This is a genomic window from Arthrobacter glycogeni (assembly GCF_054511155.1).
This window is the reverse complement of sequence record NZ_JBTNDE010000001.1, coordinates 313,061-335,711: the sequence shown is the minus strand read 5'-3', so window position 1 is coordinate 335,711 and position 22,651 is coordinate 313,061. Positions and strand designations below refer to the sequence as shown.

Here is a 22,651-nt window from a genome sequence, read left to right as displayed (position 1 = left end):
CCGATGATCGTGGGCATCGGCGTTGACGTGGTGGACGTTGACCGGTTCGGCAGACAGTTGGAGCGGACGCCCGGTTTGCGTGAGCGGTTGTTCGTGCCGGCGGAGCGGGCGCTGAATCTACGCTCGCTCGCCGCACGGTTTGCCGCGAAGGAGGCGGTGGCCAAGGCGTTGGGCGCTCCGGCGGGTATGAACTGGCAGGACTGCTGGATCGGGCTCGACGCCGCCGGTAGCCCATCGGTCGAGGTTAAGGGGACCGTCGCGGCGGTGGCAACCCTTAAGGGGGTCCACCGTTGGCATTTGTCCCTCAGCCATGACGGAGGGGTCGCGACGGCGATGGTGGTCGCCGAAGCTGCGCCCGTGGCTCCCGCACCACCGTCCACCGGGTTAGACTCCTAAGTATGCTTAGCGCCTATTCGGGCAGCGCGATCCGTTCGGCTGAAGCCCCCCTCCTCGCGGCCGGTCACGGCGACGCCCTGATGCAGCGTGCGGCCTACGGCCTCTCCGCCGCAGCTGCTGCGGAACTGATCACGAGCACCGGCGGCTGCTATGGCCGGTCGGCTGTCGTTCTTGCCGGCAGCGGAAACAACGCCGGGGATGCGCTCTTCGCGGCGGCCCGACTGGCACGCAGGGGTGTCCGTACCACAGCAGTCCTGACCTCGGTGTCCACCCACCTGCAGGCACTCGACGCATTCCACCGTGCTGGTGGGCGGAGTGAACGGCTTACCCCAGCATCCGCCGACCGCCTGGTGGCGTCTACAGCCGGCGCCGACCTGATCATCGACGGCATCCTGGGAATCGGCGGCACGGGAGCCCTGCGGGAACCCGTCGCCGCCTTCGTCCGCGACCTGGCAGCGGCCGCCACCGGCGTCGTCATCGCGTGCGACCTCCCCAGCGGTGTCGACGCCGACACGGGAGTCCTCAATGAACCGGTGCTCCACGCGGACCGGACCGTCACCTTCGGGGCGCTCAAGACCGGGTTACTCACGGGTCCCGGGGCGCAGGCCGCCGGGCGGGTCACCGTGGTCGACATTGGGCTGGACGCGACCCTGCCGGAACCGAACGTGTTCCGTCTGGAGCCCGCCGACGTCGCCGCACTGTACCGCCGTCCCCGTCCCGCCGACCACAAGTACACCCGCGGGGTGCTCGGCATCGCGGCCGGATCGGCCAAGTACCCTGGCGCGGCGGTGCTGGCCACCGGCGCCGCTTTGGCCACCGGGCTGGGCATGGTCAGGTATCTGGGCCCGCGGTCGGTCGCCGACCTGATCAACAGGACCCACCCGGAAGCCGTCTGCTCCCAGGATTCGGTCAAGGCTTCCCGGGTGCAGGCGTGGCTGGTTGGGCCGGGAGCGGAGGACGACCTGGACCAGCGGAAGCGTGCCCGTGACGCCATGGCTTCCGGCCTGCCGACTGTGGTCGACGCCGGTGCGCTGCCACTGTTGCCCCGCAGACTGGGACCCCAGGTGATCCTGACGCCTCACGCGGGTGAACTGCAGGCGGTGCTGGCCAGCCACCGGGTCAAGGTGACCCGGCATGACATTGAGGCCGCACCGGCCGCCTTTGCCCGCCAAGCGGCCGTACTTACCGGCGCCACAGTGCTGCTGAAAGGCGCCGTCACAGTGGTGGCCTCGCCGTCGGGCACGCTGTTCAGCCAGGCCGAAGCGACCCCTTGGCTCGCCACCGCAGGGTCAGGGGACACGCTCTCCGGCATTCTCGGAGCCCTCGTGGCAACACTTGCCGGCGATTCGGCCGACAACGGCGATTCGGCCGACAACGGCGGCCCCGGCAACAACGGCGCCTCGGCCATCGAGAGCATCAGCGTCCCGGTGCAGGACAAGTGGGCGGCCGTCGCCGCGGCCGCAGCGCTGCTGCACGGCCTGGCAGGTAGGCGGGCGGCCAGCTTCGGGCCCGTGGTGGTCTCGGGGTTGCCGGGCTACGTGGGTGCGGTCCTCGCGGACCTGCTCGGCAGCCCCCCGCCCAGGACATAATTCACCCAATAGTCATTCGGTTGCGCTATGAAGGTAGCTGGACCGTTCACTTTCGACCTTACGAAATCCCCACATCAGGAGAACACATGGAACTTTGGCCCGGCGAAGCGTACCCCTTGGGCGCCACCTATGACGGCACCGGCACCAACTTTGCGTTGTACAGCGAGATCGCTGACAAGGTGGAGCTCTGCCTGCTCGACGATGATGGCGTCGAGGAACGCGTTGAACTGCACGAGGTGGACGGTTACGTGTGGCATGGGTACCTGCCTCACATTGTCCCCGGCCAGAAGTACGGCTACCGGGTCCACGGTCCCAATGCCCCCGAAGAGGGCCACCGCTGCAACCCGAACAAGCTGCTCCTGGACCCGTACGCCAAGGCCGTCCACGGTCAGATGGACTGGGATCCAGCGCTCTTCGGCTACAACTTCGGTGACGAGAACTCCATCAACAACGACGACTCGGCACCCCACATGATGCTCGGCGTCGTCGTCAACCCGTTCTTCGACTGGGACGGCGACCGGAAACCGCGCATTCCCTACCACCAGTCGGTCATCTACGAAGCCCACGTCAAGGGCCTCACCCAGCTGCACCCCGAGGTTCCCGAGGACCAGCGCGGCACCTACGCCGGTGTTGCGCATCCGGCCGTCATCTCCCACCTGCAGAAGCTGGGCATCACCGCCATCGAACTGATGCCGGTGCACCAGTTCGTCAACGACAGCACCTTGCAGGAAAAGGGACTCACCAACTACTGGGGCTACAACACGATCGGTTTCTTCGCGCCGCACAACACCTACGGATCCGCCGGTGACACCGGCGAACAGGTCCAGGAATTCAAGGCCATGGTGCGTGAACTTCACCTGGCGGGCATCGAAGTCATCCTCGACGTCGTCTACAACCACACCGCCGAGGGCAACCACATGGGCCCCACCCTGTCGATGCGCGGTATCGACAATTCTGCGTACTACCGGCTCGTCGAAGACGACAAGAAGTACTACATGGACTACACCGGCACCGGTAACTCCCTCAACGTGGGTAACCCCCACTCCCTTCAGCTGCTCATGGACTCGCTGCGCTACTGGGTCACCGAAATGCACGTCGACGGTTTCCGCTTCGACCTGGCGTCCACCCTGGCCCGCGAGTTCTACGACGTCGACCGCCTGTCAGCGTTCTTCGAACTGGTGCAGCAGGACCCAGTGGTCTCCCAGGTCAAGCTCATCGCCGAGCCGTGGGATGTTGGTCCTGGCGGCTACCAGGTGGGCAACTTCCCACCACAGTGGACCGAATGGAACGGCAAGTATCGCGACACGGTGCGCGACTTCTGGCGCGGGGAACCATCGACCCTGGGCGAGTTCGCCTCACGGCTGACCGGGTCAGCAGACCTCTACGAGCAGTCGGCACGCCGCCCGGTCGCGTCGATCAACTTCGTCACAGCCCACGACGGTTTCACCATCCGCGACCTCGTGTCCTACAACGAGAAGCACAACGACGCCAACGGTGAAGACAACAACGACGGCGAAACCCACAACCGGTCCTGGAACTGCGGCGAGGAAGGCCCCACCGAGGATCCCGAGGTCAACACGCTCAGGGTCCGTCAGCAGCGGAACTTCATCGCAACCCTCCTGCTGTCACAGGGCGTCCCGATGCTCTTGCATGGTGACGAGGTGGGACGCACCCAGCAGGGCAACAACAACACGTACGCCCAGGACTCTGAACTGAGCTGGATTCACTGGGACCAGGTGGACCAGCCCTTGCTCGAATTCACTGCCGCAGTGAACCGGCTGCGGTCGGAGCACCCAACCTTCCGTCGTCGCCGCTTCTTTGACGGACGACCGGTCCGACGCGGGGAGGGCGAGGCGCTGCCGGACATCGTCTGGCTGGGCACTGACGGCACCGTGATGGCGCCCGAGGACTGGGACACCGGGTTCGGCCGTTCCATTGGCGTGTTCCTGAATGGGCAGGGCATCTCAGGCCGTGACGCCCGCGGACAGCGCATCACCGACCAGAACTTCCTGCTGCTCTTCAACGCCAGCGACGAGCCAGTCGACTTCACCCTTCCGCAGCAGGAGTACGCTCCGGCCTGGGACGAGGTCATTGATACTGCCGGTAAGTTCGCCGATTCGGACGCCATTCCGGCTGAAGCCGCCATCACGCTGGAAGCCAAGTCGATGGTGGTGTTGCGAGCTCACGCCGAAACCGAGGATCTTGATCACTCGGTGGCTGCGTCACTGGCCGCACTGGCCAACTCGCACCAGCCCGGTAACGCCTAACCCCCACCGGCACCGCAGTTGTAGGAACGACCCACCAGCACCAGTTCAGGAGTACATGCATGAGGACCCCGAAGTCGACCTACCGGTTGCAGATTCGATCCGAGTTTGACCTCAGGGCTGCCGCGGCGGTGGTTCCCTATTTGCGGGACCTCGGCGTGGACTGGGTGTATCTGTCGCCGGTGCTGACTGCAGAACAGGGGTCGGGTCACGGGTACGACGTCACCGATCCCACGGCCGTTGACCCCGAGCGCGGCGGACGGGACGCCTTTGTGGCGCTCTCGGACGCCGCGCACGCGGCGGGGCTAGGGGTGCTGGTGGATATTGTGCCGAACCACCTGGGGGTGCAGACCCCCGCGCAGAACCCCTGGTGGTCCACGCTGCTCAAGGGCGGGCAGGATTCGCCCTATGCCGAGGCGTTCGACGTCGACTGGGACGCGGCAGACGGGAAGATCCGCCTCCCGGTCCTGGGCGACGGCGATGACGAGCTGGCTGCCCTGGAGCTCGACGGCGGTGAGCTGCGGTATTACGACCACCGCTTCCCGATCGCCGACGGCAGCTACGAAACCGGCGATACAGCCCAGGCCGTGCACGCCCGCCAGCACTATGAACTGGTGAACTGGCGTCGCGCGGACAACGAACTGAACTACCGGCGCTTCTTCGGCGTGAATACCCTGGCGGGCCTGCGTGTCGAGGTGCCCCGGGTGTTTGATGAGTCCCACAGCGAGATTCGCAGCTGGTTTGAGGAGTCTCTGGTGGACGGGCTCCGGATCGATCATCCGGACGGACTCGCCGACCCTGCCGGGTACCTTGACCGGCTGCGTGAACTCACCGGCGGGGCGTACGTCCTGGTGGAAAAGATCCTCGAGCCCGGGGAGACCCTACCCGCCGACTGGGCCACCGAGGGCACCACCGGGTATGACGCGCTCGCCGATATTGACCGCTTGTTTGTTGACCCGGCCGGGCAGGCCACGCTCGAACGAATCGCTCCGGCCGGGGATTTCCATTCGATGATCCACGGCACCAAGCGGGGGATCGCCGACGGGATCCTCCGGTCCGAGGTGCTGCGGCTGACCCGCCTGGTTCCAGCCGATGCTGGCCTCGATCCCGAGAAGGCCGCCGACGCGATCGCCGAACTACTGGCGTGTTTCCCCGTCTACCGGAGCTACCTTCCCGGTGGGGCCGAGTACCTCGACGACGCCGTCGTCGCGGCCCAGGTGCACCGCCCCGACCTGGCCGCCACGCTGACCACCCTGCAGGGGCTCCTGAACCCGTACCTGGCTGATCCTGAGGCGACGCTCACCGAGCTCGCCACGCGGTTCCAGCAGACCTCGGGCATGGTGATGGCCAAGGGTGTCGAGGACACCGCGTTTTACCGGTACAACCGGCTGACCTCCCTCAACGAGGTGGGCGCCGACCCGTCGATCTTCTCGATCGGCCGGGTGGAGATGCACAACCGGCTGCTGCGGCGCCAGCGGGACAACCCGCTGTCCATGACGGCGCTCAGTACCCACGACACCAAACGCAGCGAAGATACCCGCGCCCGGATCAGCGTGCTCTCCGAGATGGCCGATGACTGGGCCACAGTGCTCGGCCAGCTCGACGACGCCGCACCGCTGGGCGACCCGGCGTTCTCCTCGCTGCTCTGGCAGGCGATGATCGGCGCCTGGCCGCTGAGCCGCGACCGGGCCCACGCCTACGTGGAAAAGGCCTCCCGCGAAGCCGACTCCAGCACCCACTGGACCGCGCCCAACGAAGCCTTCGAGGACCGGATGCACGCCGCGGTCGACGCCGCCTTCGACACCCCGGCGGTCACCACGCTGGTCACCACCCTGGTGGAAAAAATCAAAGGCTACGGCTGGTCCAACTCGCTGAGCGCCAAACTGCTGCAGCTGACCATGCCGGGCGTGCCCGACGTGTATCAGGGCTCGGAATTCTGGGAAGACTCACTGGTGGACCCGGACAACCGCCGGCCGGTGGACTTTGAGGAACGGAAGCAGGCGCTGGTCAACCTGGCCTTCGGCGCCCTCCCCGCCATTGATGAGTCAGCGGTGGCGAAGCTCCTGGTCGTGTCGCGGGCGCTAAAGCTGCGCCGCGACCGTCCCGAATTGTTCGCCGGGTACACCGCCGTCGCCACCACCGGTGAGGCAGCGGAGCACATCTTTGCCTTCGACCGCGGCGGGGCGCTTACCCTTCTCACCCGGCTGCCGCTGGGCCTGGAACGCCGAGGCGGCTGGCAGGACACCGCCGTCGTCCTGCCGGAGGGCAAGTACAGCTGCGCCATCACCGGGGCATCATTCTCCGGCGGCCCCGTCCCGGCCGGAACCATCTTCGAGACCTACCCAGTGGCGTTGCTGGTCAGGGAGGACGCATCATGAGGAACCAGTTCGACGTCTGGGCACCCAAAGCCACCAGCCTCTCGCTGACCGCGGGCGGGACCACCACACCCATGAGCCGGGGTGATGGTGGCTGGTGGACAGCGGGCGCGGCCCCCCTCCCAGCCGGCACCGACTACGGGTATCTGGTGGACGGCGCCACCACGCCGATCCCCGATCCGCGATCACGCCGTCAGCCCGACGGCGTGCACGGGCTCTCCCAGACCTTCGACCCCGGCGCCCACGCCTGGCAGGACGGCTCCTGGGTATCGCCCGGGCTCAATGGGGGAGTAGTTTACGAACTGCACATCGGGACGTTCACGCCCGAGGGAACCTTCGACGCGGCGATCGGGAAGCTTGACTACCTGGTGGACCTCGGCGTACAGCACGTCGAGCTGCTCCCGGTCAATGCCTTCAACGGCACCCACAACTGGGGCTACGACGGCGTCCTCTGGTTCGCCGTGCAGGAAACCTACGGCGGACCCGCCGGCTACCAGCGGTTCGTTGACGCTGCCCACCAGCGGGGCCTCGGAGTGATCCAGGACGTGGTGCACAACCACCTCGGCCCGAGCGGCAACTATCTCGGCCAGTTCGCACCCTATCTGACGGAGGGCAAAGCCAACACGTGGGGTGATTCCCTTAACCTCGACGGGCCGCTCTCCGATGAGGTCCGTCGCTACCTCCTGGACAACATCCGCATGTGGTTTCACGACTATCATGTTGACGGTCTGCGCCTGGACGCGGTGCATGCCCTGCACGATGAGCGGGCCACCCACATCCTCGAGGAATTCGCCGAGGAAACCGACAAGTGCGCCACGGAACTGGGTAAGCCCCTGTTCCTGATCGCAGAATCCGATCTCAACAATCCGCGGCACATCACGGCGCGGACCTCCGGCGGCTACGGTCTCGCCGGTCAGTGGAGCGACGACTTCCACCACGCCGTGCACGTCAACGTGACCGGGGAAACCACCGGATACTACGAGGACTTCGACTCCGTGGCAGCCTTGGCCAAGGTGATGGAACACGGGTTCTTCCACAACGGAACCTACTCGTCCTTCAGGGAACGCAGCCACGGGCGACCTATTGATCCGACCCTGGTTTCCGCCCACCAACTGGTGGTCTGCACCCAGAACCACGACCAGATCGGCAACCGGGCAGCCGGCGACCGGATGGGCGCAACGGTGAGCTACGCGCACCTTGCCCAGGCCGCGGTGCTGAACCTCGCCGGGCCCTTCACCCCGATGCTGTTCATGGGGGAAGAATACGGTGCCTCCACGCCGTGGCCGTTCTTCACTTCCCACCCCGAACCGGAATTGGGCAAGGCAACCGCCGAAGGGCGCCTCCGGGAGTTCGAGCGGATGGGATGGGACGCGGACACGGTGCCCAACCCGCAGGACCCGGCAACGTTCGCGTCGGCGAAACTGGACTGGGCCGAGGCCGAAACGGGCGACCACGCCCGTCTCCTCGACCTGTACCGACACCTGATCCGGCTCCGCCGCGAGACCCCAGACCTGTTGAACCCCGACTTCACCGCCGTGTCGGTGGACTTCAGCGAACCCGAGAAGTGGTTGGCCATCCGCCGTGGGGGCACCGTCGTCGTCGTCAACCTTGCCGACGACGAACGCACCATCAACCTGGACGTGACGCGTGTCCTGCTGTCGAGCGTTCAGGGCGAGACCCTGGCGGCCGGACGCCTGACCCTGCCACCGCGGGGGTCAGCCATCCTCAGCTGAGCCCGCCCCGCAACGACGACGCATCGCCCCGCCCCGAGACCTAGGAGAGACCATGACCTTCCACCCAGCAGATGACCGCTACGACTCCATGCCCTACCGCAGGGTGGGCCGCAGCGGCCTGCAGCTGCCTGCGGTGTCCCTTGGCCTGTGGCACAATTTCGGCGACGACAAGCCATTTGCGACGCAGCGCGACATCCTGCGCCGAGCCTTCGACCTGGGCGTGACCCACTTTGACCTGGCGAACAACTACGGGCCAGCGGCCGGGAGCGCCGAAACCAACTTCGGGCGCCACCTGAAGGACGATTTCGCGCCGTTCCGTGACGAACTGGTCATCTCCAGCAAGGCCGGCTACGACATGTGGCCCGGTCCGTACGGCGAATGGGGATCCCGCAAATACCTGCTGGCCAGCCTCGACCAGTCGCTGAATCGGATGGGCCTGGATTATGTGGACATTTTCTACAGCCACCGGCCGGACCCCAACACCCCGTTGGAAGAGACCATGGGCGCCCTGGACACTGCTGTGCGCTCGGGCCGGGCCCTGTACGCTGGTATCTCCTCCTATTCACCGGAGAAGACTGTTGAGGCGGCGACAATCCTGCGGGACCTCGGCACGCCCCTGCTGATCCACCAGCCTTCCTACTCGATGCTCAACCGCTGGGTGGAGAACGGCACCCCCAACCTTCCCGAGGTGCTGGAACAGGAGGGAGTAGGGTCGATCGCGTTCTCACCCCTCGCCCAGGGCCTGCTGACCGACCGCTACCTCGACGGCATCCCCGAGGGGTCGCGGGCTGCGTCGGACAAGTCACTCTACGAGGCTCACCTGTCAGAGGATAACCTTCGCCGGGTGCGCGGGCTCAACACTATTGCGCAGGGCCGCGGGCAGTCGCTCGCCCAGATGGCGATCGCCTGGATCCTGCGGGAACAGTCCAAGGGCAGTGCCATCACGTCGGCGCTGATCGGTGCCTCCAGCGTCTCGCAGCTGGAGAACAGCCTCACCGCCGTGAAGAATCTCGACTTCAGCCAGGACGAGCTGACGGCCATCGACGAATTCGCCGTCGAATCGGACATCAACCTGTGGGCCAAGGCCCTCGACGCATAACCCGGTGTTCGACGCCGCCGGGCTGGGGGTGCGGCCGGCCGCCGACGCCGACTGGCCCGCCCTTTGGGCCATCATGGAGCCGGTGCTGCGTGCCGGTGAGACGTACTGCTGGGATGCCGGCATGGCCGAGGCGCAGGCCCGGGACGAATGGCTGGCGCCCGCCGACCCGACGATGCGCGTGTACGTTGCCGTCGCGACTGGTCCTGGGGTCGCAGGGGGTGACGCCGTCGTTGGGACGGCTCAGCTGCACGCGAACCGTGCCGGCGGTGGATCTCACGTGGCCAACGCGAGTTTTATGGTGGCAGGGGAGGCCGGCGGCCGGGGCGTTGGTCGTCTGCTGGCCCGGCACGTTCTGGCGGAGGCCCGGGAGCAGGGCTACCGCGCAATGCAGTTCAACGCGGTGGTGGAAACGAACACCCGGGCGGTCCGACTCTGGGCGTCGTTGGGCTTCCGCATTCTCACCACCATTCCCGGCGCGTTCAGGCACCCGCAGGAGGGCTTTGTGGGCCTACACGTCATGTTCCGGGAGCTCTAGTACGGAGCTTCCGCAACTCCGACGCTCCCGGACGGCTGTTTCCAGGAGGCGGCCAGGTCGGGGAACGCCCGCTCGTACCCTGTGAGCAGTCGCGAGGCAGCGTGGGCGGAGTCGATCAGTGGATGCAGCAGGAACGCCCGTAACGCCGAGTCGCGGTCGGCGTGGACCGCGGCGTGCACCACGGCTTCCTCTACGGCGAGCACCTGTGCCATCAAGCCCAGCTGGTGCGGGGTCAGAGCGCCGGTGGGCAGCGGTGTCGCCCCGGTCCGGTCCAGACGGGAGGGAAGTTCGACGACGGCGTCCGCCGGCAGCGCGGGCAGCACAGCCCCGTTGCGCACGTTGACGATCAACTCGGTGGCCTCACCCGTGAGGAGAGCTCGCATCGCCGCAAGGGCGATCCGTTCGTACCCGCCACCGGCCAGGTCGGACTCGTCGCGCTCCTCCGCCTCAGGACGGGCCTCCGCGAGGTAGCCCTCCTCCCGGGCCAACCGCGCCCCTTCCCAGACAGCGAACGGCTCAGGGGTCGTCAACAGCTCGTCGTACAATTCTTCCTGCTGGCGGTGCAGAAACACGCCGCGGGTTTCGGTGGCGCCGGCAAGAGCCAGCACCGCCTCACGATGGTAGTAGTAGTAGAACAGGTACTCGTTGGGCACTGACCGCAGTAGCCTCGGCAGCTCAGGCCCGAACACTCTGCCCTCCTCGAAGGAGGCGAGGCGCTGCGGGTCGGCCAGCAGCGCCGGGAGCCGGTCGACGCCGTCGTGCGTCAGACCACGCAACCAACCCAGGTGATTCAGTCCCACATAGTCGACGCCGCTGAGCGAACCCTCCGCCAGGGGAACACCCGCTGCAGCGGCGGATCGTGACACGAGCCCCGACGCCGAGTCGCAGATCCCGATCGCCCGGTCGCCGAGGACCGTCTGGACGGCCCTGGTCACCATGCCCGCCGGGTTAGTAAAGTTGATCAGCCAGGCGTCGGGGCAGACACGCTGCATGGATGTGGCGACCGCCAGCATCTGCGGTACGGACCGCAGGGCGTAGGAAATTCCGCCGGCACCCACCGTCTCCTGACCTAGCAGGCCCTCATCCAGCGCGACGCGCTCGTCCAGCACCCGTCCCGCGGCGCCCCCGCTGCGGATGGCCGCGAAGACGACGTCGGCTCCGACCAGGGCCGCGTCGAGATCGGCTGCGGATGCGAGGTGGGGGCGGTTTGAGCCGGCGGGTAGCGGCATGGTCTGCAACACCCGGGAGACAGCCCTCAGCCGGGCGGGGTCCGAATCGTGCAGCACCACCTGATCGATCACCCCGGCGAATTCCCCCGCTGACAGGGCCCGGTACACCAGCGGCACCCGGAAGCCCCCGCCACCCACTATGACCAGTTTCACGAACCCTCCACGGTGTCGGTGTGTCCGGTGCCGGCGCTCAGCGCCCACCACGGCGACCCCGGCGTCACAGGGATGCTGCGCGCCGGGAGCCTAAGAGTATTGTGCCGTATATGGGTACCGCGCATCGTTTCGATCCTCTGGCTGCCAGCCGCTCCGCGTCCGACCCGGAATTTGACCTGCTACTCAGCGGGTCGGTCTTCCTCGATATTGTCTTTACCGGTCTCGGGCAGCTACCGACGCCCGGCACAGAGGTCTGGGCCGACGGGATGGGATCATGCCCCGGCGGTGTGGCCAACCAGGCGATCGCCGCGAGCCGCCTCGGGCTGCGCACCACGCTATCAGCCGCCTTCGGCGACGACGGCTACGGCGACTACAACAAGGGCATCCTGCGCGATCAGGAGCACGTTGACCTGTCCCGGTCGAGGACCTTCGAGAACTGGCATTCACCGGTCACCGTCTCCCTGTCGGTGCAACGCGACCGCTCCATGGTCACTCATGGCCACCCGTCCCCGGTATCGGCCACCGAGTTGATCGGTGACCCGCCGCCGCGGTGCCGGGCCGCCGTCGTCAGTGTTGAACCGGAGCTCGAACCGTGGGCCCTCGCCGCACGGGCCAACGGAACCCTTTTGTTTGGTGATGTGGGCTGGGACCCCACCGGGCAGTGGTCGGGGAGTGCACTGGACACCCTGCAGTATTTCCACGCGTTCATGCCCAACGACAGCGAGGCGATGGCCTACACCCGCACCGACGACCCCTGGGCGGCGCTGTATGCGCTCGCCGACCGGGTGCCCGTGGCAGTGGTGACGGTGGGGCAGCAAGGGGCCATTGCCATCGACTCTCTGACGGGTGAAGAGGAATGGGTGCCTGCGCTGCCGGTGAAAGCCTACGATCCAACGGGGGCGGGCGACTGCTTTGGTGCGGCGTTTGTGATGGGCGACCTGGCCGGGTTCCCTCTGGCCGACCGGTTGCGGTTCGCCAACCTATGTGCAGCCCTGTCGGTGCAGGAAGTGGGTGGGTCCCTCGCCGCACCCGGGTGGGGAGACATCGCCGACTGGTGGCACCGGATGAGCGAGTCGCGCGAGAAGGTGCGCAAGCAGTGGCTGAAGCGCTACGACTTCCTCGAGCACCTCGTTTCAGGGGTGCCGCTGGAAGCCGTGCGCCGGGCCTCGGCGACGATCGCCCGCCAGTCGGATGCGTGATGCGGCAGTGTGGTCCCGCCCGCGTGCGTCCGGCTGTGAACCGGCCGGCCGCGCGGCCGCGCGGAAATGACAGAATAGAGCGGTGAGTTTCCTAACTGATCCCCCGGCCGGTGAACGGCGGGTCGAGATTGATCTTGACGCGGTCCGCCACAACGTCAGGCACATCGCCGACGTCGTCAGCCCGGCCCGACTGATGGCAGTGGTCAAGGCCGACGGCTACGGGCATGGGGCGCAGCAGGTGGCCAGGGCGGCCCTCGAATCGGGCGCATCCTGGCTGGGGGTTGCCCACATTTCCGAGGCCCTGGACCTCCGCGCGTCGGGTATTGAGGCGCCCATCCTCGCCTGGCTGCACACGGTCGAGTCCGACTTTGGGGCGGCAATCCGGGATGGCATCGATATCGGCGTGTCCGGGTGGGAGCTGGACTATGTGGTGGCGGCAGCCCGGCTGCAGGAACGGCCCGCGCGGGTCCAGCTGAAGATCGACACCGGGCTGGGACGCAACGGCTGCCCCCCTGACGAGTGGGACACGTTCGTCGGCCGTGCGCTGGAGCAGCAGGAGGAGGGGCTCCTCCGGGTGGTCGGCATTTTCTCGCACCTGGCGGTCGCCGACGAACCGGAGCGCCACGAAACTGATGACCAGATCCGCCGCTTCCGCGAGGCAGTGGCGGTGGCCGAGGATGCCGGCGTCGACGTCGAACTCAGGCACCTCGCCAACACCCCCGGCGCCCTGTCCCGCCCCGATACCCACTTCGACCTGGTGCGGGTGGGGCTCGGCATCTATGGGCTCTCGCCGTTCCATGGCCACAGTTCGGCCAGTCTTGGTCTGCGCCCGGCGATGAGGTTTGTGACCTCGGTAGCATCCTGCAAGGAGGTCCCCGCCGGGCAGGGCGTCTCCTACGGCCTCACCTACCGCACCACCCGGCCCACCACCCTGGCCCTGATCCCGGTGGGCTACGCCGACGGCGTCCCCCGAATCGCCACCGGAGCGCCGGTGCTGGTGGCCGGCCGCCAATATCCGGTGGTCGGGAGGATCGCGATGGACCAGTTCGTCATCGACCTGCAGACCACCGGGATTGCCGGCACCGACCGGAGTCTCCTGGGACACACCGCGGTCCTGTTTGGGGGTAGCCCGGACGAGCCCAGCGCCGACGCCTGGGCCGACGCCAGCCGGTCGATCAACTACGAGATTGTGACGCGGATCAGCGGCCGCGTCCCGCGCACCTACCTGAACGGGACAGCCCCCAGTGCAGACCAGTAACGGCACAGACCCTCAGCGGTGGAGGCGCAGCTTCACCGTGCAGTCGGCGGGCGAGCTGCAGCAGTTCGCGACTGCCCTGGGCACCGACCTCGCCCCCGGGGATCTGCTGATCCTCTCCGGCAGCCTCGGTGCGGGGAAAACCACCTTCACCCAGGGCCTGGGCCAGGGCCTCGGCGTCCGGCCGGGCATCATCTCACCGACCTTTGTGCTGGTCCGGGTCCATCCATCCGTCGCGGTCGGGCCCGCGCTGGTGCACGCCGACGCCTACCGGCTCGAGTCTGCCGCCGACATTGACGACCTCGATCTGGAATCCAGCATGGATTCCAGCGTCACGGTGGTGGAGTGGGGCGCCGGGCGAGTGGAGCACCTTGCGGAGAGCCGCCTGGAGATTCACCTTGAGCGGCCGGCGGGCGCCGGCGCACCATCTGACCCCGATGACGACGACGAACCCCGCCGGGTTCTCCTTGTCGCGTTCGGTCCGCGCTGGGCGAATACACCGCCAGCCGTCGAGGCACTGGATTAGGCTGCCAGGATGCTGATTTTGTCCCTCGATACCTCCGCCGCGGCGAGTGCTGCCCTGGTGCGTGACGGCGTCGTCGGCGGGAGTTTTGCCACCGACGACACCCGGACCCACGCGGAGGTGCTGGCACCCGCTGTCGCTGACCTGCTGGCTGACGCGGGAATCTCCGGAGCCGATCTCGACGCCATTGTGGTGGGTGTGGGGCCGGGGCCCTTCACCGGTCTGCGGGCCGGGCTGGCCACCGCCAGGACCCTCGCCTACGTCTGGGAGGTGCCGCTGCACGGCGTGATGAGTCTCGACTCGATCGCCGAGGATGCGGCAGCACACGCCGTGTCCGGTGAGTTCCTGGTGACCACTGACGCCCGGCGGAAGGAGGTCTACTGGGCTCGGTACCGCGCAGACGGCGGCGTTCCTGACCTGGTGGCGGGCCCGCAGGTGGGAGTACCGACGTCGCTCCCTGACCTCCCCGCCTATGGGAAAGGCGCCGGACTGTACCCTGAGGCGCTGGCCGGGGTGGAGGGATTCACCGATGTCCACCCGTCGGCGGCGGCGCTGGGACGCTCGGCGTACCGCAGGCTCGCCGCCGGGCGCCAACTGCTGGATACGACACCGCTGTATTTGAGGGAGTCCGATGCGCGGGTTCCCGGCCCCCGGAAGCGGGCTACGGCATGAGCTTTTCACTGCGTGACCTGCTACTGCAGGACGTCCCGGCTGTGGCACGGCTCGAGTTGGAGCTGTTCCCCATCGACGCCTGGCCGCTGGAGATGTTCCTCGACGAGGTGTCCCAGACCGAAACACGCCGTTATCTTCTTGCCGAGAGCGAGGGCAGGCTGGTGGGCTACGCCGGAGTGATGTGCGTGGACACGACAGCTGATATCCAGACGATCGGCGTCCTCCCCGAGTGCGAGGGGAAGGGCATCGGCACGGCGATGCTGACCGAACTGCTCGCCGAGGCCCGCAACCGCGGCGCCACCGAGGTGCTGCTGGAGGTGCGGGCCGACAACCCCCGGGCGCAAAAACTGTATACCCTGACCGGATTTGAGCACATCCATACCCGGCGCAAGTACTACCGCGACGGCGTCGATGCCTGGGTGATGAGGTTGATCCTGTGAACCGTGATCAGCCGCTGGTCCTCGGCATCGAATCATCCTGTGACGAAACCGGCGTCGGGATTGTCCGGGGGACGCAGCTGCTCACCAACACGGTGTCCTCGTCAATGGACGAACATGTCCGGTTTGGGGGTGTGATTCCGGAGATCGCTTCCCGGGCACACCTTGACGCTTTCGTGCCGACCCTGCGGCAGGCGCTCGCCGACGCCGGCGTCACGCTGGCGGAGATCGATGCCATCGCGGTGACCTCCGGCCCGGGGCTGTCCGGTGCGCTGATGGTGGGGGTGTCCGCGGCGAAGGCGCTGGCGCTTGCCACCGGAAAGCCCCTGTACGCCGTGAACCACCTGGTGGCCCACGTCGGGGTGGGAGTGTTGGACTCGGCGTTCCCACACGGTCTGCCGCCGAATCTTGGTGCCCTGCTGGTTTCGGGTGGTCACACGGAGATCCTGCGGGTCAACAACCTCGCCTCCGACGTCGAGCTGTTGGGGTGCACCATCGACGACGCCGCCGGTGAAGCCTACGACAAGGTGGCCCGCATCCTCGGCCTCGGCTACCCGGGCGGCCCGGCGATCGACCGCCTCGCCGCGGAGGGAAACCCGAAGGCGATCCGCTTCCCGCGGGGGCTGACCCAGCCCAAATACCTGGGGACGGCCGGGCAGCCCGGACCGCACCGGTACGACTTTTCGTTCAGTGGCCTGAAAACTGCTGTCGCCCGGTGCGTGGAGCAGTACGAAGCCGACGGCGTCGACCTCCCGGTCGCCGACATCGCCGCGTCGTTCCAGGAGGCCGTCGTCGACGTGATTACCTCCAAGGCGGTGCTGGCATGCCGCGAACACGCGATCACCAACCTGCTGCTCGGGGGCGGGGTGGCAGCCAACTCGCGGTTGCGGACCCTGACCGCCCAACGGTGCGCGTCCGCGGGGATCACCCTGACGGTCCCGCCTCTATCGTTGTGCACTGACAACGGAGCGATGGTGGCGGCGCTCGGGGCGCAGATCGTGATGAACGGCGGGGAACCCACCGGGCTGCGCTTCGCGACCGACTCGTCGCTGCCCGTTACCAGCGTGTACACCTAAATCCCTTGGATCGAGTTGACTCGATCCGGGGGATGGCGGGGGCTAGTGGCGGAGCTGCGCGACCATGTCGAGGACGACGGCGCTGAGGTCGCCGCCGTGCTCGGCCGCGACCCGGCGCTGACGCTGATAGCCGGCGCCGCGGGCGAGGATCTTCTCCACGTCACCGAGCTCCTCGACGCAGCCCAACTTCTTCGCCACCGGCTGCAGCCGGTCGAGCACCTCCAGCAAATGCTCAGTGACCAGCTGCTCGTTGCCCTTGGCGTCGAGGATGATGATCGCTTCCATCCCATAGCGGGCGGCCCGCCACTTGTTCTCCTGCACATGCCAGGGCGGCATGGTGGGGATGGTCCCGCCGTTGTCGAGGGTGGTTGAGAATTCGTCGACCAGGCATTGGGTCAGGGCAGCAATCGCTCCGACGTCCTCGAGGGTGGACAACCCGTCGCACACCCGCATCTCGATGGTTCCCAGGTTTCCGACGGGGCGCACATCCCAGCGGATCTCGTTCACCGCGTCGATCACTCCGGTGGTGAACATGTCCTGCACATAGGACTCGTACTCACTCCAGTTGGGGAACTGGAAAGGCAACCCGGCGGTGGGCAGCTGCTGGAACATCAGGGCGCGCTGCGACGCGTAGCCGGTGTCCTCTCCCGCCCAGAACGGCGACGACGCCGACAGGGCCTGGAAATGCGGCACATAGTTCACGAGGCCGTCGAGCACGGGCATCGCCTTGTCGCGGTGGTCGAGCCCCACATGTACGTGGACCCCGTAGATGACCATCTGCTGGCCCCACCACTGGGTGCGGTCGATCAGTTTGTAGTAGCGCTCCTTATCGGTCACCGGCTGGGACCGGGGCACGCTGAACGGGTGCGACCCGGCAGAGAAGAGCTCAACGCCCATCGGGTCGGTGACCTCGCGGACGGCCGCCAGGGAACGGGATAGGTCAGCCTTCGCGTCGGCCACCGTGTGGCAGATCCCCGTCACCAACTCGACCGTGTTCAGGAGCAGCTCCTGCTTGATGTGTGGGTGCTCCTCGTCCTCCTGCAGCTCGGGGTGGTTCGCCGCCACCCCGCGGAGGACCTGATCGGCCACCGACACCAGCTCGCCGTTGTAACGATCCACCAGGGCCAGCTCCCATTCCACGCCGAGCGTGGACTGTGCTGACTGTGCGAATTCGATCTTCATGGGCTGGCTCCTGACCGGTACCGGACTGCTGGAAAATTCTGCCTCGATATCACGTCATCCGCGGAAGAGAACTGTCCCAATATTAGAGCAGGAGTAGCATCGATACAGTGAAAAGCGCAGCCCACCGGGCGAACACTGGGAACCAGGCACGCCGCCGGGGCTTACGCCAGGCACGATTGGCCGTTGTCACGCTCCTGCTCGTGGCGGGCTGCACCCCCGCCGGAAACGGTGGCGGCGCCCCCACCACCGAGACCGGCCCAACGCCGTCGGCGTCGCCTGAACCGTCACCTGAACCGTCAGCGTCGTCGACGACCACCGACTCGTTGCCCTGGGGTCCCAGTACGCAGAACTACGACGACGCCGCCGCGGCCGTGGCCGGCATGAGCACCCAGGAGCGGGCCGGGCAGGTGATCGTCGGGTTCTACGCGGGCACGGACACTGCAGGCCAGGAACAGGCGATCAGGGACCTTCACCTGGCGGGCAGCATCATCATGGGCGACAACGTGCCGCTCTCCGCCGACGGTGCGGTGGATCCCGTGGCAATGGCGGCAGTGACCGAGTCTCTGGCCGCGGCAGTAGCAGAGGACGGTAGGACCTGGCCGGCAGTCATCTCCGTGGATCAGGAAGGCGGGCAGGTCGCCCGGCTCCGTGGGCCCCTCACCGCCTGGCCGACGCCGATGACCTACGGCGCTGCGGGCGATCCGGCACTCGTTGGGTCGTCGATGACGGCGATGAACTCTGAGTTGGCAGGACTCGGCTTCACCATGAACCATGCGCCGTCGGTAGACGTCACCACGGGAGCGAGCGACCCGACGATCGGCGCGCGCGCCTATGCGGATGATCCGACCCTGGTCGGCGAGCTGGGGTCCGCTGCGGTGGCCGGGATGCTGGAAGCGGGAGTGTTACCCAGCGCGAAGCACTTCCCCGGGCACGGTTCAGTGCCGGCCGACTCCCACCTCGAACTCCCCGTGCAGACAGCTACCCTCCAGGATCTTCAGACCCGCGACTGGGCGCCCTTCACAGCGGCGGTCGAGTCTGGCGTGCCTGTCATGATGATGGGCCATATTGCCGTGGAGGCGCTTGACCCGGGGGTGCCGTCGTCGGTGTCAGCTCCCAACTATGAGGCGCTGCGCGGGCTGGGTTTCGACGGAGTGGTGGTCACCGACGCGTTGAACATGGCAGCAGTGGAACAGCTCTACCCCGGTGGGCAGGCAGCCCCTCGGGCCCTCGCCGCAGGGGCCGACCTGCTCCTGATGCCCACCGACACCTACGCCGCCCACGCGGGAATCGTCGCGGCCATCGACGACGGTAGCCTTCCCGGCGCGCGGCTGGCCGAGGCCGCCACCCGGGTGGTCACACTGATGCTGTGGCAGGCAAAGCTCGCAACCGCGGCGGTGACCGCAGCGCCGGGGGAGCAGGCGGGGGCCAGCGCCGTAGCCTCCGCAGCGGCGATTACCATGCTCACCGGGCAGTGTGAAGGGGACCTGTTGAACGGCACCGCCTCGCTGATTGGCGGAACGGAAACCGACAGGCAGCGCTTCACCGATGCCGCAGGGGAACGGGGTGTCACCGTCGGAGCAGGAGGGACGACAGTGTCCCTGGTCGGCGGCAGCAGCGGTGCGGCGCCGGCCGAGATTGCCGTCGCTCTTGATGCACCCTGGTGGTTGGAGGCCGTGGACGCACCAGTGAAGATTGCTGCCTACGGAGACACGCCGGGGGCGTTCGCCGCCGTCCTCGACGTTCTGACAGGCGATGCGCCGGCACCCGGACGATTGCCGGTCGAGGCGGCCGGATACGCCGCAGGGACCGGATGCTGATGCGGCCCGGCAGCAGCCAACTGGTTCGAGCGTAGTCTTGAACCATGTCCACCCCAGTGCGCCGGCCGAAGCGCGGACGGCTGCGTCGGGTGCTGCTCACTACCCTGCTGGGGATCGTCGTCGTGCTCGGCACCGCCGCAGCGGTCCTGCTGACGCCGTCGCCCGTCAAGGAGGCCGAGGTGGCGGCGGTACGGGGCGACCCGGCGGTGCGGGTGATTGACCGGGAGCGCTACATCGCGCTCCTGCCGGCCGGCGGCCCGGCGGAGACCGGGATGATTTTCTACCCTGGGGCGCGCACCGTCGCCGAGGCCTACCTGCCCTCCTGGGCGCCGATCGTCGAAGCCACGGGGATAGCCGTGTACCTTGCCGAGATGCCGTTCGGCTTTGCCTCGCTCCGGGACGACGCGGCGCGGGACATCATTGGCGCCGAACCGGCCGTGGAGACCTGGTGGATTGGCGGCCACTCACTCGGCGGGATCACTGCGGCGCGTTATGCTGACGCGCACCCGGATTTCGAGGGGTTACTGCTGTGGGCGGCCTTCCCCGAAAATGATGTTGTGCTGGATGATACGCCGGGGCTTGAGGTGCTGGCGGTGACCGGGAGCAAGGACGAGATTGTTCCCACCGCGGTGGTGCGGGAGCGGCTCGCGGCAGCGGTGGTCGATGCCGACATGGTCGAAATCGAGGGAATGGAACACAGCCAGTTCGGTGCCTACCGGTCCATTTTCGGTGACGGCGATCCGACTATTTCCGACGCCGACGCCCGGCAGACCCTGGCCCGGGTGACTGCCGGGTTTCTGCACTCAGCCGGCCCCGAGATTCGGTGCTGCAGGAGGGTTAGCCAGCTACTATTCTGCGACCGGGATGGACTGGGCTTTCAGAGCGTCGATGGTCTGCTGCTGGCCTTCAGTCAGCGCATCCATCAGCGTGCCGGAGCCGCCGATCGCTGCACCGAAGCCGTCAGAGACATCGGTGTAGGTCTGGGTCATGGTTGGGCCCCAGATGAAGTCGGGGTCAACATTCGCTGATGCTTCGGCAAAGATGTCGTAGATCGGCTGTCCGTCGTAGAATTCGACGCCACCGGCGAAGGCCTCAAGTTCGGTCGCCGACTTCGCCGCCGGGTACAGTCCGCCGAGCTCGTTAGCGAGGGCAAGTGCTTCGGGATCGGTGTTGAGCCACAACGCGAACTCCGCTGCCTCGGCCGGGTGCTCCGAGCCTTTCAGTACCGCAGTGGAGGAGCCGCCCCAGTTGCCGGCGGTCTCCCCACCTGCTTCCCACTGCGGCATGGGGGCAACAGCCCACTTGCCCGCGGTGTCAGGTGCGCCGTCGGAGAGGGTAGTCGCACCCCACACTGCCGAGACCCAGGTCCACTGCTGACCCTCGTTGAACGACGCGTTCCACTCATCGGAGAAGGACGGGAGGGTTGACACGAGGTCCTCGGATAGCAGGTCCTGCCAGTAGGTCGCGACTTCCTCGGACTCGGGGCTGGTCAGATTGACGTCCCAGCTCTCGCCGTCGTTGGCGAACCATTGGCCGCCGTTCTGCCAGACCATGCCAGCGAACCAGTTGACGTCAGTCTTGGGGAAGTTGGTGATGTAGGAGCCCTCCGCCTTGATCTGCTCGGCAGCGACTGCATATTCCTCCCAGGTGGTCGGAACCTCAATGCCAGCCTCCTCGAAGAGGTCGGCCCGGTAGTACATGGCCATGGGCCCGCTGTCCTGCGGGATGGCGTACACAGAGCCCTCCTCGCCGAACGTGGTCTGCCCCCAGGTCCAGTCAACAAACTGGTCCTTAGCTTCCGTGACGCCCGCGCACTCGGCGATGTTCTCCAGCCCGTCCTGGACGCGGAAGTTCGGGAGCGCGTCGTATTCGATCTGGCCCAGGTCGGGTGCGTTGCCGGCCTGGATCTGGTTGAAGAAGTTCTGATAGGTTCCGGAGTTTCCGTTGGGACCAGTCTGCACGGTGACCTGAATGTCGGTGTTCTCTTCGTTCCACAGTTCAACGACCTGGTCCATTCCCGGAACCCAGGTGGTGAAGGTCAGCTCGACCGGCCCGTCGGAGGCCTCGCAGGGTGCCGCCTCGGTTCCTCCTCCCGGGCTGTCCCCACCGGCTGAACAGCCGGTGAGAGCCAGCGCAGAGATGGCAAAGGCCGCGGTGACTTTTCCGTATTGCGCGCGCATTGTCTTTCCTATCGGTGGTAGTGCAGTGCGGGAGCGGATGCTCCTGCACCAGGTGGTGGTGATTGTGAAAATCTGTGGACTACTTGACGCCGCCTGCGCCGAGCCCGCTGCTCCAGAAACGTTGGAGTGCGAGGAACGCGATGATCAGCGGGACGATGGAGACGAGGGCTCCAATGATCACCAGGGACCGCAGTTCAGGGATCTGGCTGATCTGGCTGTTCCACGCGTAGAGGCCCAGGGTGACAGGGAAGAGAGCCTGATCGCGGAGCATGATGAGCGGGAGGAAGAAGTTGTTCCAGATCGCCACGAACTGGAACAGGAAGATGGTGACGAGGGCGGGAGCCATCAGGCGGGTGGACACCGTGAAGAAGGTACGGATCTCACCCGATCCGTCCAACCTCGCCGCTTCGAGCAACTCCCCGGGGACGCTGGCTGCTGCATAGATGCGCGCCAGGTAGACGCCAAACGGGCTGACCAAGCTCGGTAAGAACACTGCCCACATGGTGTTCGTCAGGTTGGCCTGACTGAAGATCAGGAAGAGCGGGAGGGCCAGGGCAGTCGCGGGTACGAGGACGCCGCTCAGTACGATGTTGAAGATCGCCTCGCGTCCCTTGAACTCGTACTTGGCGAGCGCGTACCCGCACATCGCGGCTATCACGGTGCCGATCAGGGCTCCGATTCCCGCATAGATAGCCGAGTTCACGAGCCACCGGCCGAACAGCCCGTCGTCGTAGGTGAAAAGCCGTCCCAGGTTGTCGAAGAACGTCCCCAACGAGCTTGCAGTGAACCACAGCGGGGCGGTCGACGTGATTTCGCCGCCGGTTTTCGTTGACGTGGTGAGGAGCCACCAGATGGGGGTGAGGAAGTAGAGGGTGAAGACACCCATGATGAGCATCGCCGCGCTGCGGGACATGATGCCCTGCCGGGGGCCGCGCGC

General features: G+C 66.9%; 18 protein-coding genes and 1 pseudogene. 15 read left to right on the top strand and 4 right to left on the bottom strand.

Annotated features, from left to right (window positions below):
- Positions 1-3: 3 nt before the first annotated feature.
- From ACX80O_RS01550 to ACX80O_RS01520, 7 genes are all read left to right on the top strand, one after another.
- Complete coding sequence (locus ACX80O_RS01550) at positions 4-396, top strand: holo-ACP synthase (RefSeq protein WP_459305365.1); 393 nt, start codon at positions 4-6, stop codon at positions 394-396.
- A 2-nt stretch (positions 397-398) separates the two neighbouring features.
- Positions 399-1,985 carry an NAD(P)H-hydrate epimerase gene (locus tag ACX80O_RS01545; RefSeq protein ID WP_459332266.1) on the top strand — a complete coding sequence of 529 codons (1,587 nt, stop codon included), beginning with the start codon at positions 399-401 and terminating at the stop codon, positions 1,983-1,985.
- 86 nt (positions 1,986-2,071) lie between these two features.
- Positions 2,072-4,252, top strand: coding sequence for a glycogen debranching protein GlgX (glgX, locus tag ACX80O_RS01540; protein ID WP_459305367.1), 2,181 nt, complete (start codon positions 2,072-2,074; stop codon positions 4,250-4,252).
- 59 nt (positions 4,253-4,311) lie between these two features.
- Complete coding sequence (gene treY, locus ACX80O_RS01535; protein ID WP_459305368.1) at positions 4,312-6,627, top strand: malto-oligosyltrehalose synthase; 2,316 nt, start codon at positions 4,312-4,314, stop codon at positions 6,625-6,627.
- Entirely contained in the window at positions 6,624-8,357 is a 1,734-nt protein-coding gene (gene treZ, locus ACX80O_RS01530) for a malto-oligosyltrehalose trehalohydrolase (RefSeq protein ID WP_459332265.1), read from the top strand. The genes treY and treZ overlap by 4 nt, the downstream gene beginning before the upstream one ends.
- A 52-nt stretch (positions 8,358-8,409) precedes the next feature.
- Positions 8,410-9,456, top strand: a complete 1,047-nt coding sequence (gene mgrA / locus ACX80O_RS01525; RefSeq protein ID WP_459332264.1) for an L-glyceraldehyde 3-phosphate reductase — start codon at positions 8,410-8,412, stop codon at positions 9,454-9,456.
- A 4-nt stretch (positions 9,457-9,460) separates the two neighbouring features.
- A complete protein-coding gene (locus ACX80O_RS01520; RefSeq protein WP_459332263.1) occupies positions 9,461-9,991 on the top strand; it encodes a GNAT family N-acetyltransferase in 531 nt (176 codons plus the stop codon).
- On the opposite strand, the gene ACX80O_RS01515 is transcribed toward ACX80O_RS01520, so the two are convergent.
- Positions 9,988-11,373, bottom strand: a complete 1,386-nt coding sequence (locus tag ACX80O_RS01515) for a family 4 glycosyl hydrolase (RefSeq protein WP_459332262.1) — start codon at positions 11,371-11,373, stop codon at positions 9,988-9,990. The two genes, ACX80O_RS01520 and ACX80O_RS01515, sit on opposite strands and share 4 nt — an antisense overlap.
- A 110-nt stretch (positions 11,374-11,483) precedes the next feature.
- Here ACX80O_RS01515 and ACX80O_RS01510 point away from each other — a divergent pair, with 110 nt between their 5' ends.
- The 6 genes from ACX80O_RS01510 (at position 11,484) to tsaD (ending at position 16,535) form a co-directional block, all read left to right on the top strand.
- Positions 11,484-12,572, top strand: coding sequence for a carbohydrate kinase family protein (locus tag ACX80O_RS01510; protein ID WP_459305373.1), 1,089 nt, complete (start codon positions 11,484-11,486; stop codon positions 12,570-12,572).
- Between the two features lie 82 nt (positions 12,573-12,654).
- The gene (alr, locus tag ACX80O_RS01505) at positions 12,655-13,830 is read left to right on the top strand and encodes an alanine racemase (RefSeq protein ID WP_459332261.1); all 1,176 of its coding nucleotides are present in this window, start codon (positions 12,655-12,657) and stop codon (positions 13,828-13,830) included.
- A complete protein-coding gene (gene tsaE / locus ACX80O_RS01500; RefSeq protein ID WP_459332260.1) occupies positions 13,817-14,353 on the top strand; it encodes a tRNA (adenosine(37)-N6)-threonylcarbamoyltransferase complex ATPase subunit type 1 TsaE in 537 nt (178 codons plus the stop codon). The genes alr and tsaE overlap by 14 nt, the downstream gene beginning before the upstream one ends.
- Before the next feature lie 9 nt (positions 14,354-14,362).
- A complete protein-coding gene (tsaB, locus tag ACX80O_RS01495) occupies positions 14,363-15,022 on the top strand; it encodes a tRNA (adenosine(37)-N6)-threonylcarbamoyltransferase complex dimerization subunit type 1 TsaB (protein WP_459305376.1) in 660 nt (219 codons plus the stop codon).
- Complete coding sequence (gene rimI, locus ACX80O_RS01490) at positions 15,019-15,462, top strand: ribosomal protein S18-alanine N-acetyltransferase (protein WP_459305377.1); 444 nt, start codon at positions 15,019-15,021, stop codon at positions 15,460-15,462. The genes tsaB and rimI overlap by 4 nt, the downstream gene beginning before the upstream one ends.
- Positions 15,459-16,535 (top strand): tRNA (adenosine(37)-N6)-threonylcarbamoyltransferase complex transferase subunit TsaD, encoded by a 1,077-nt coding sequence (gene tsaD, locus ACX80O_RS01485; RefSeq protein ID WP_459332259.1) that lies wholly within the window; start codon positions 15,459-15,461, stop codon positions 16,533-16,535. The genes rimI and tsaD overlap by 4 nt, the downstream gene beginning before the upstream one ends.
- A gap of 42 nt (positions 16,536-16,577) precedes the next feature.
- Here tsaD and ACX80O_RS01480 read toward each other — a convergent pair whose 3' ends face one another.
- Positions 16,578-17,717 carry a glutamate--cysteine ligase gene (locus ACX80O_RS01480; RefSeq protein ID WP_459332258.1) on the bottom strand — a complete coding sequence of 380 codons (1,140 nt, stop codon included), beginning with the start codon at positions 17,715-17,717 and terminating at the stop codon, positions 16,578-16,580.
- Between the two features lie 107 nt (positions 17,718-17,824).
- On the opposite strand from ACX80O_RS01480, the gene ACX80O_RS01475 reads away from it, so the two are divergent.
- Positions 17,825-19,534 carry a glycoside hydrolase family 3 N-terminal domain-containing protein gene (locus ACX80O_RS01475; protein WP_459332257.1) on the top strand — a complete coding sequence of 570 codons (1,710 nt, stop codon included), beginning with the start codon at positions 17,825-17,827 and terminating at the stop codon, positions 19,532-19,534.
- Positions 19,535-19,578: 44 nt separating this feature from the next.
- Positions 19,579-20,283, top strand: a pseudogene (locus ACX80O_RS01470) (alpha/beta hydrolase); the annotation flags it as partial.
- Between the two features lie 99 nt (positions 20,284-20,382).
- On the opposite strand, the gene ACX80O_RS01465 reads toward ACX80O_RS01470, so the two are convergent.
- Positions 20,383-21,714 carry an ABC transporter substrate-binding protein gene (locus ACX80O_RS01465; protein WP_459332256.1) on the bottom strand — a complete coding sequence of 444 codons (1,332 nt, stop codon included), beginning with the start codon at positions 21,712-21,714 and terminating at the stop codon, positions 20,383-20,385.
- Positions 21,715-21,793: 79 nt separating this feature from the next.
- A complete protein-coding gene (locus ACX80O_RS01460) occupies positions 21,794-22,627 on the bottom strand; it encodes a carbohydrate ABC transporter permease (RefSeq protein WP_459305708.1) in 834 nt (277 codons plus the stop codon).
- Positions 22,628-22,651: the final 24 nt, after the last annotated feature.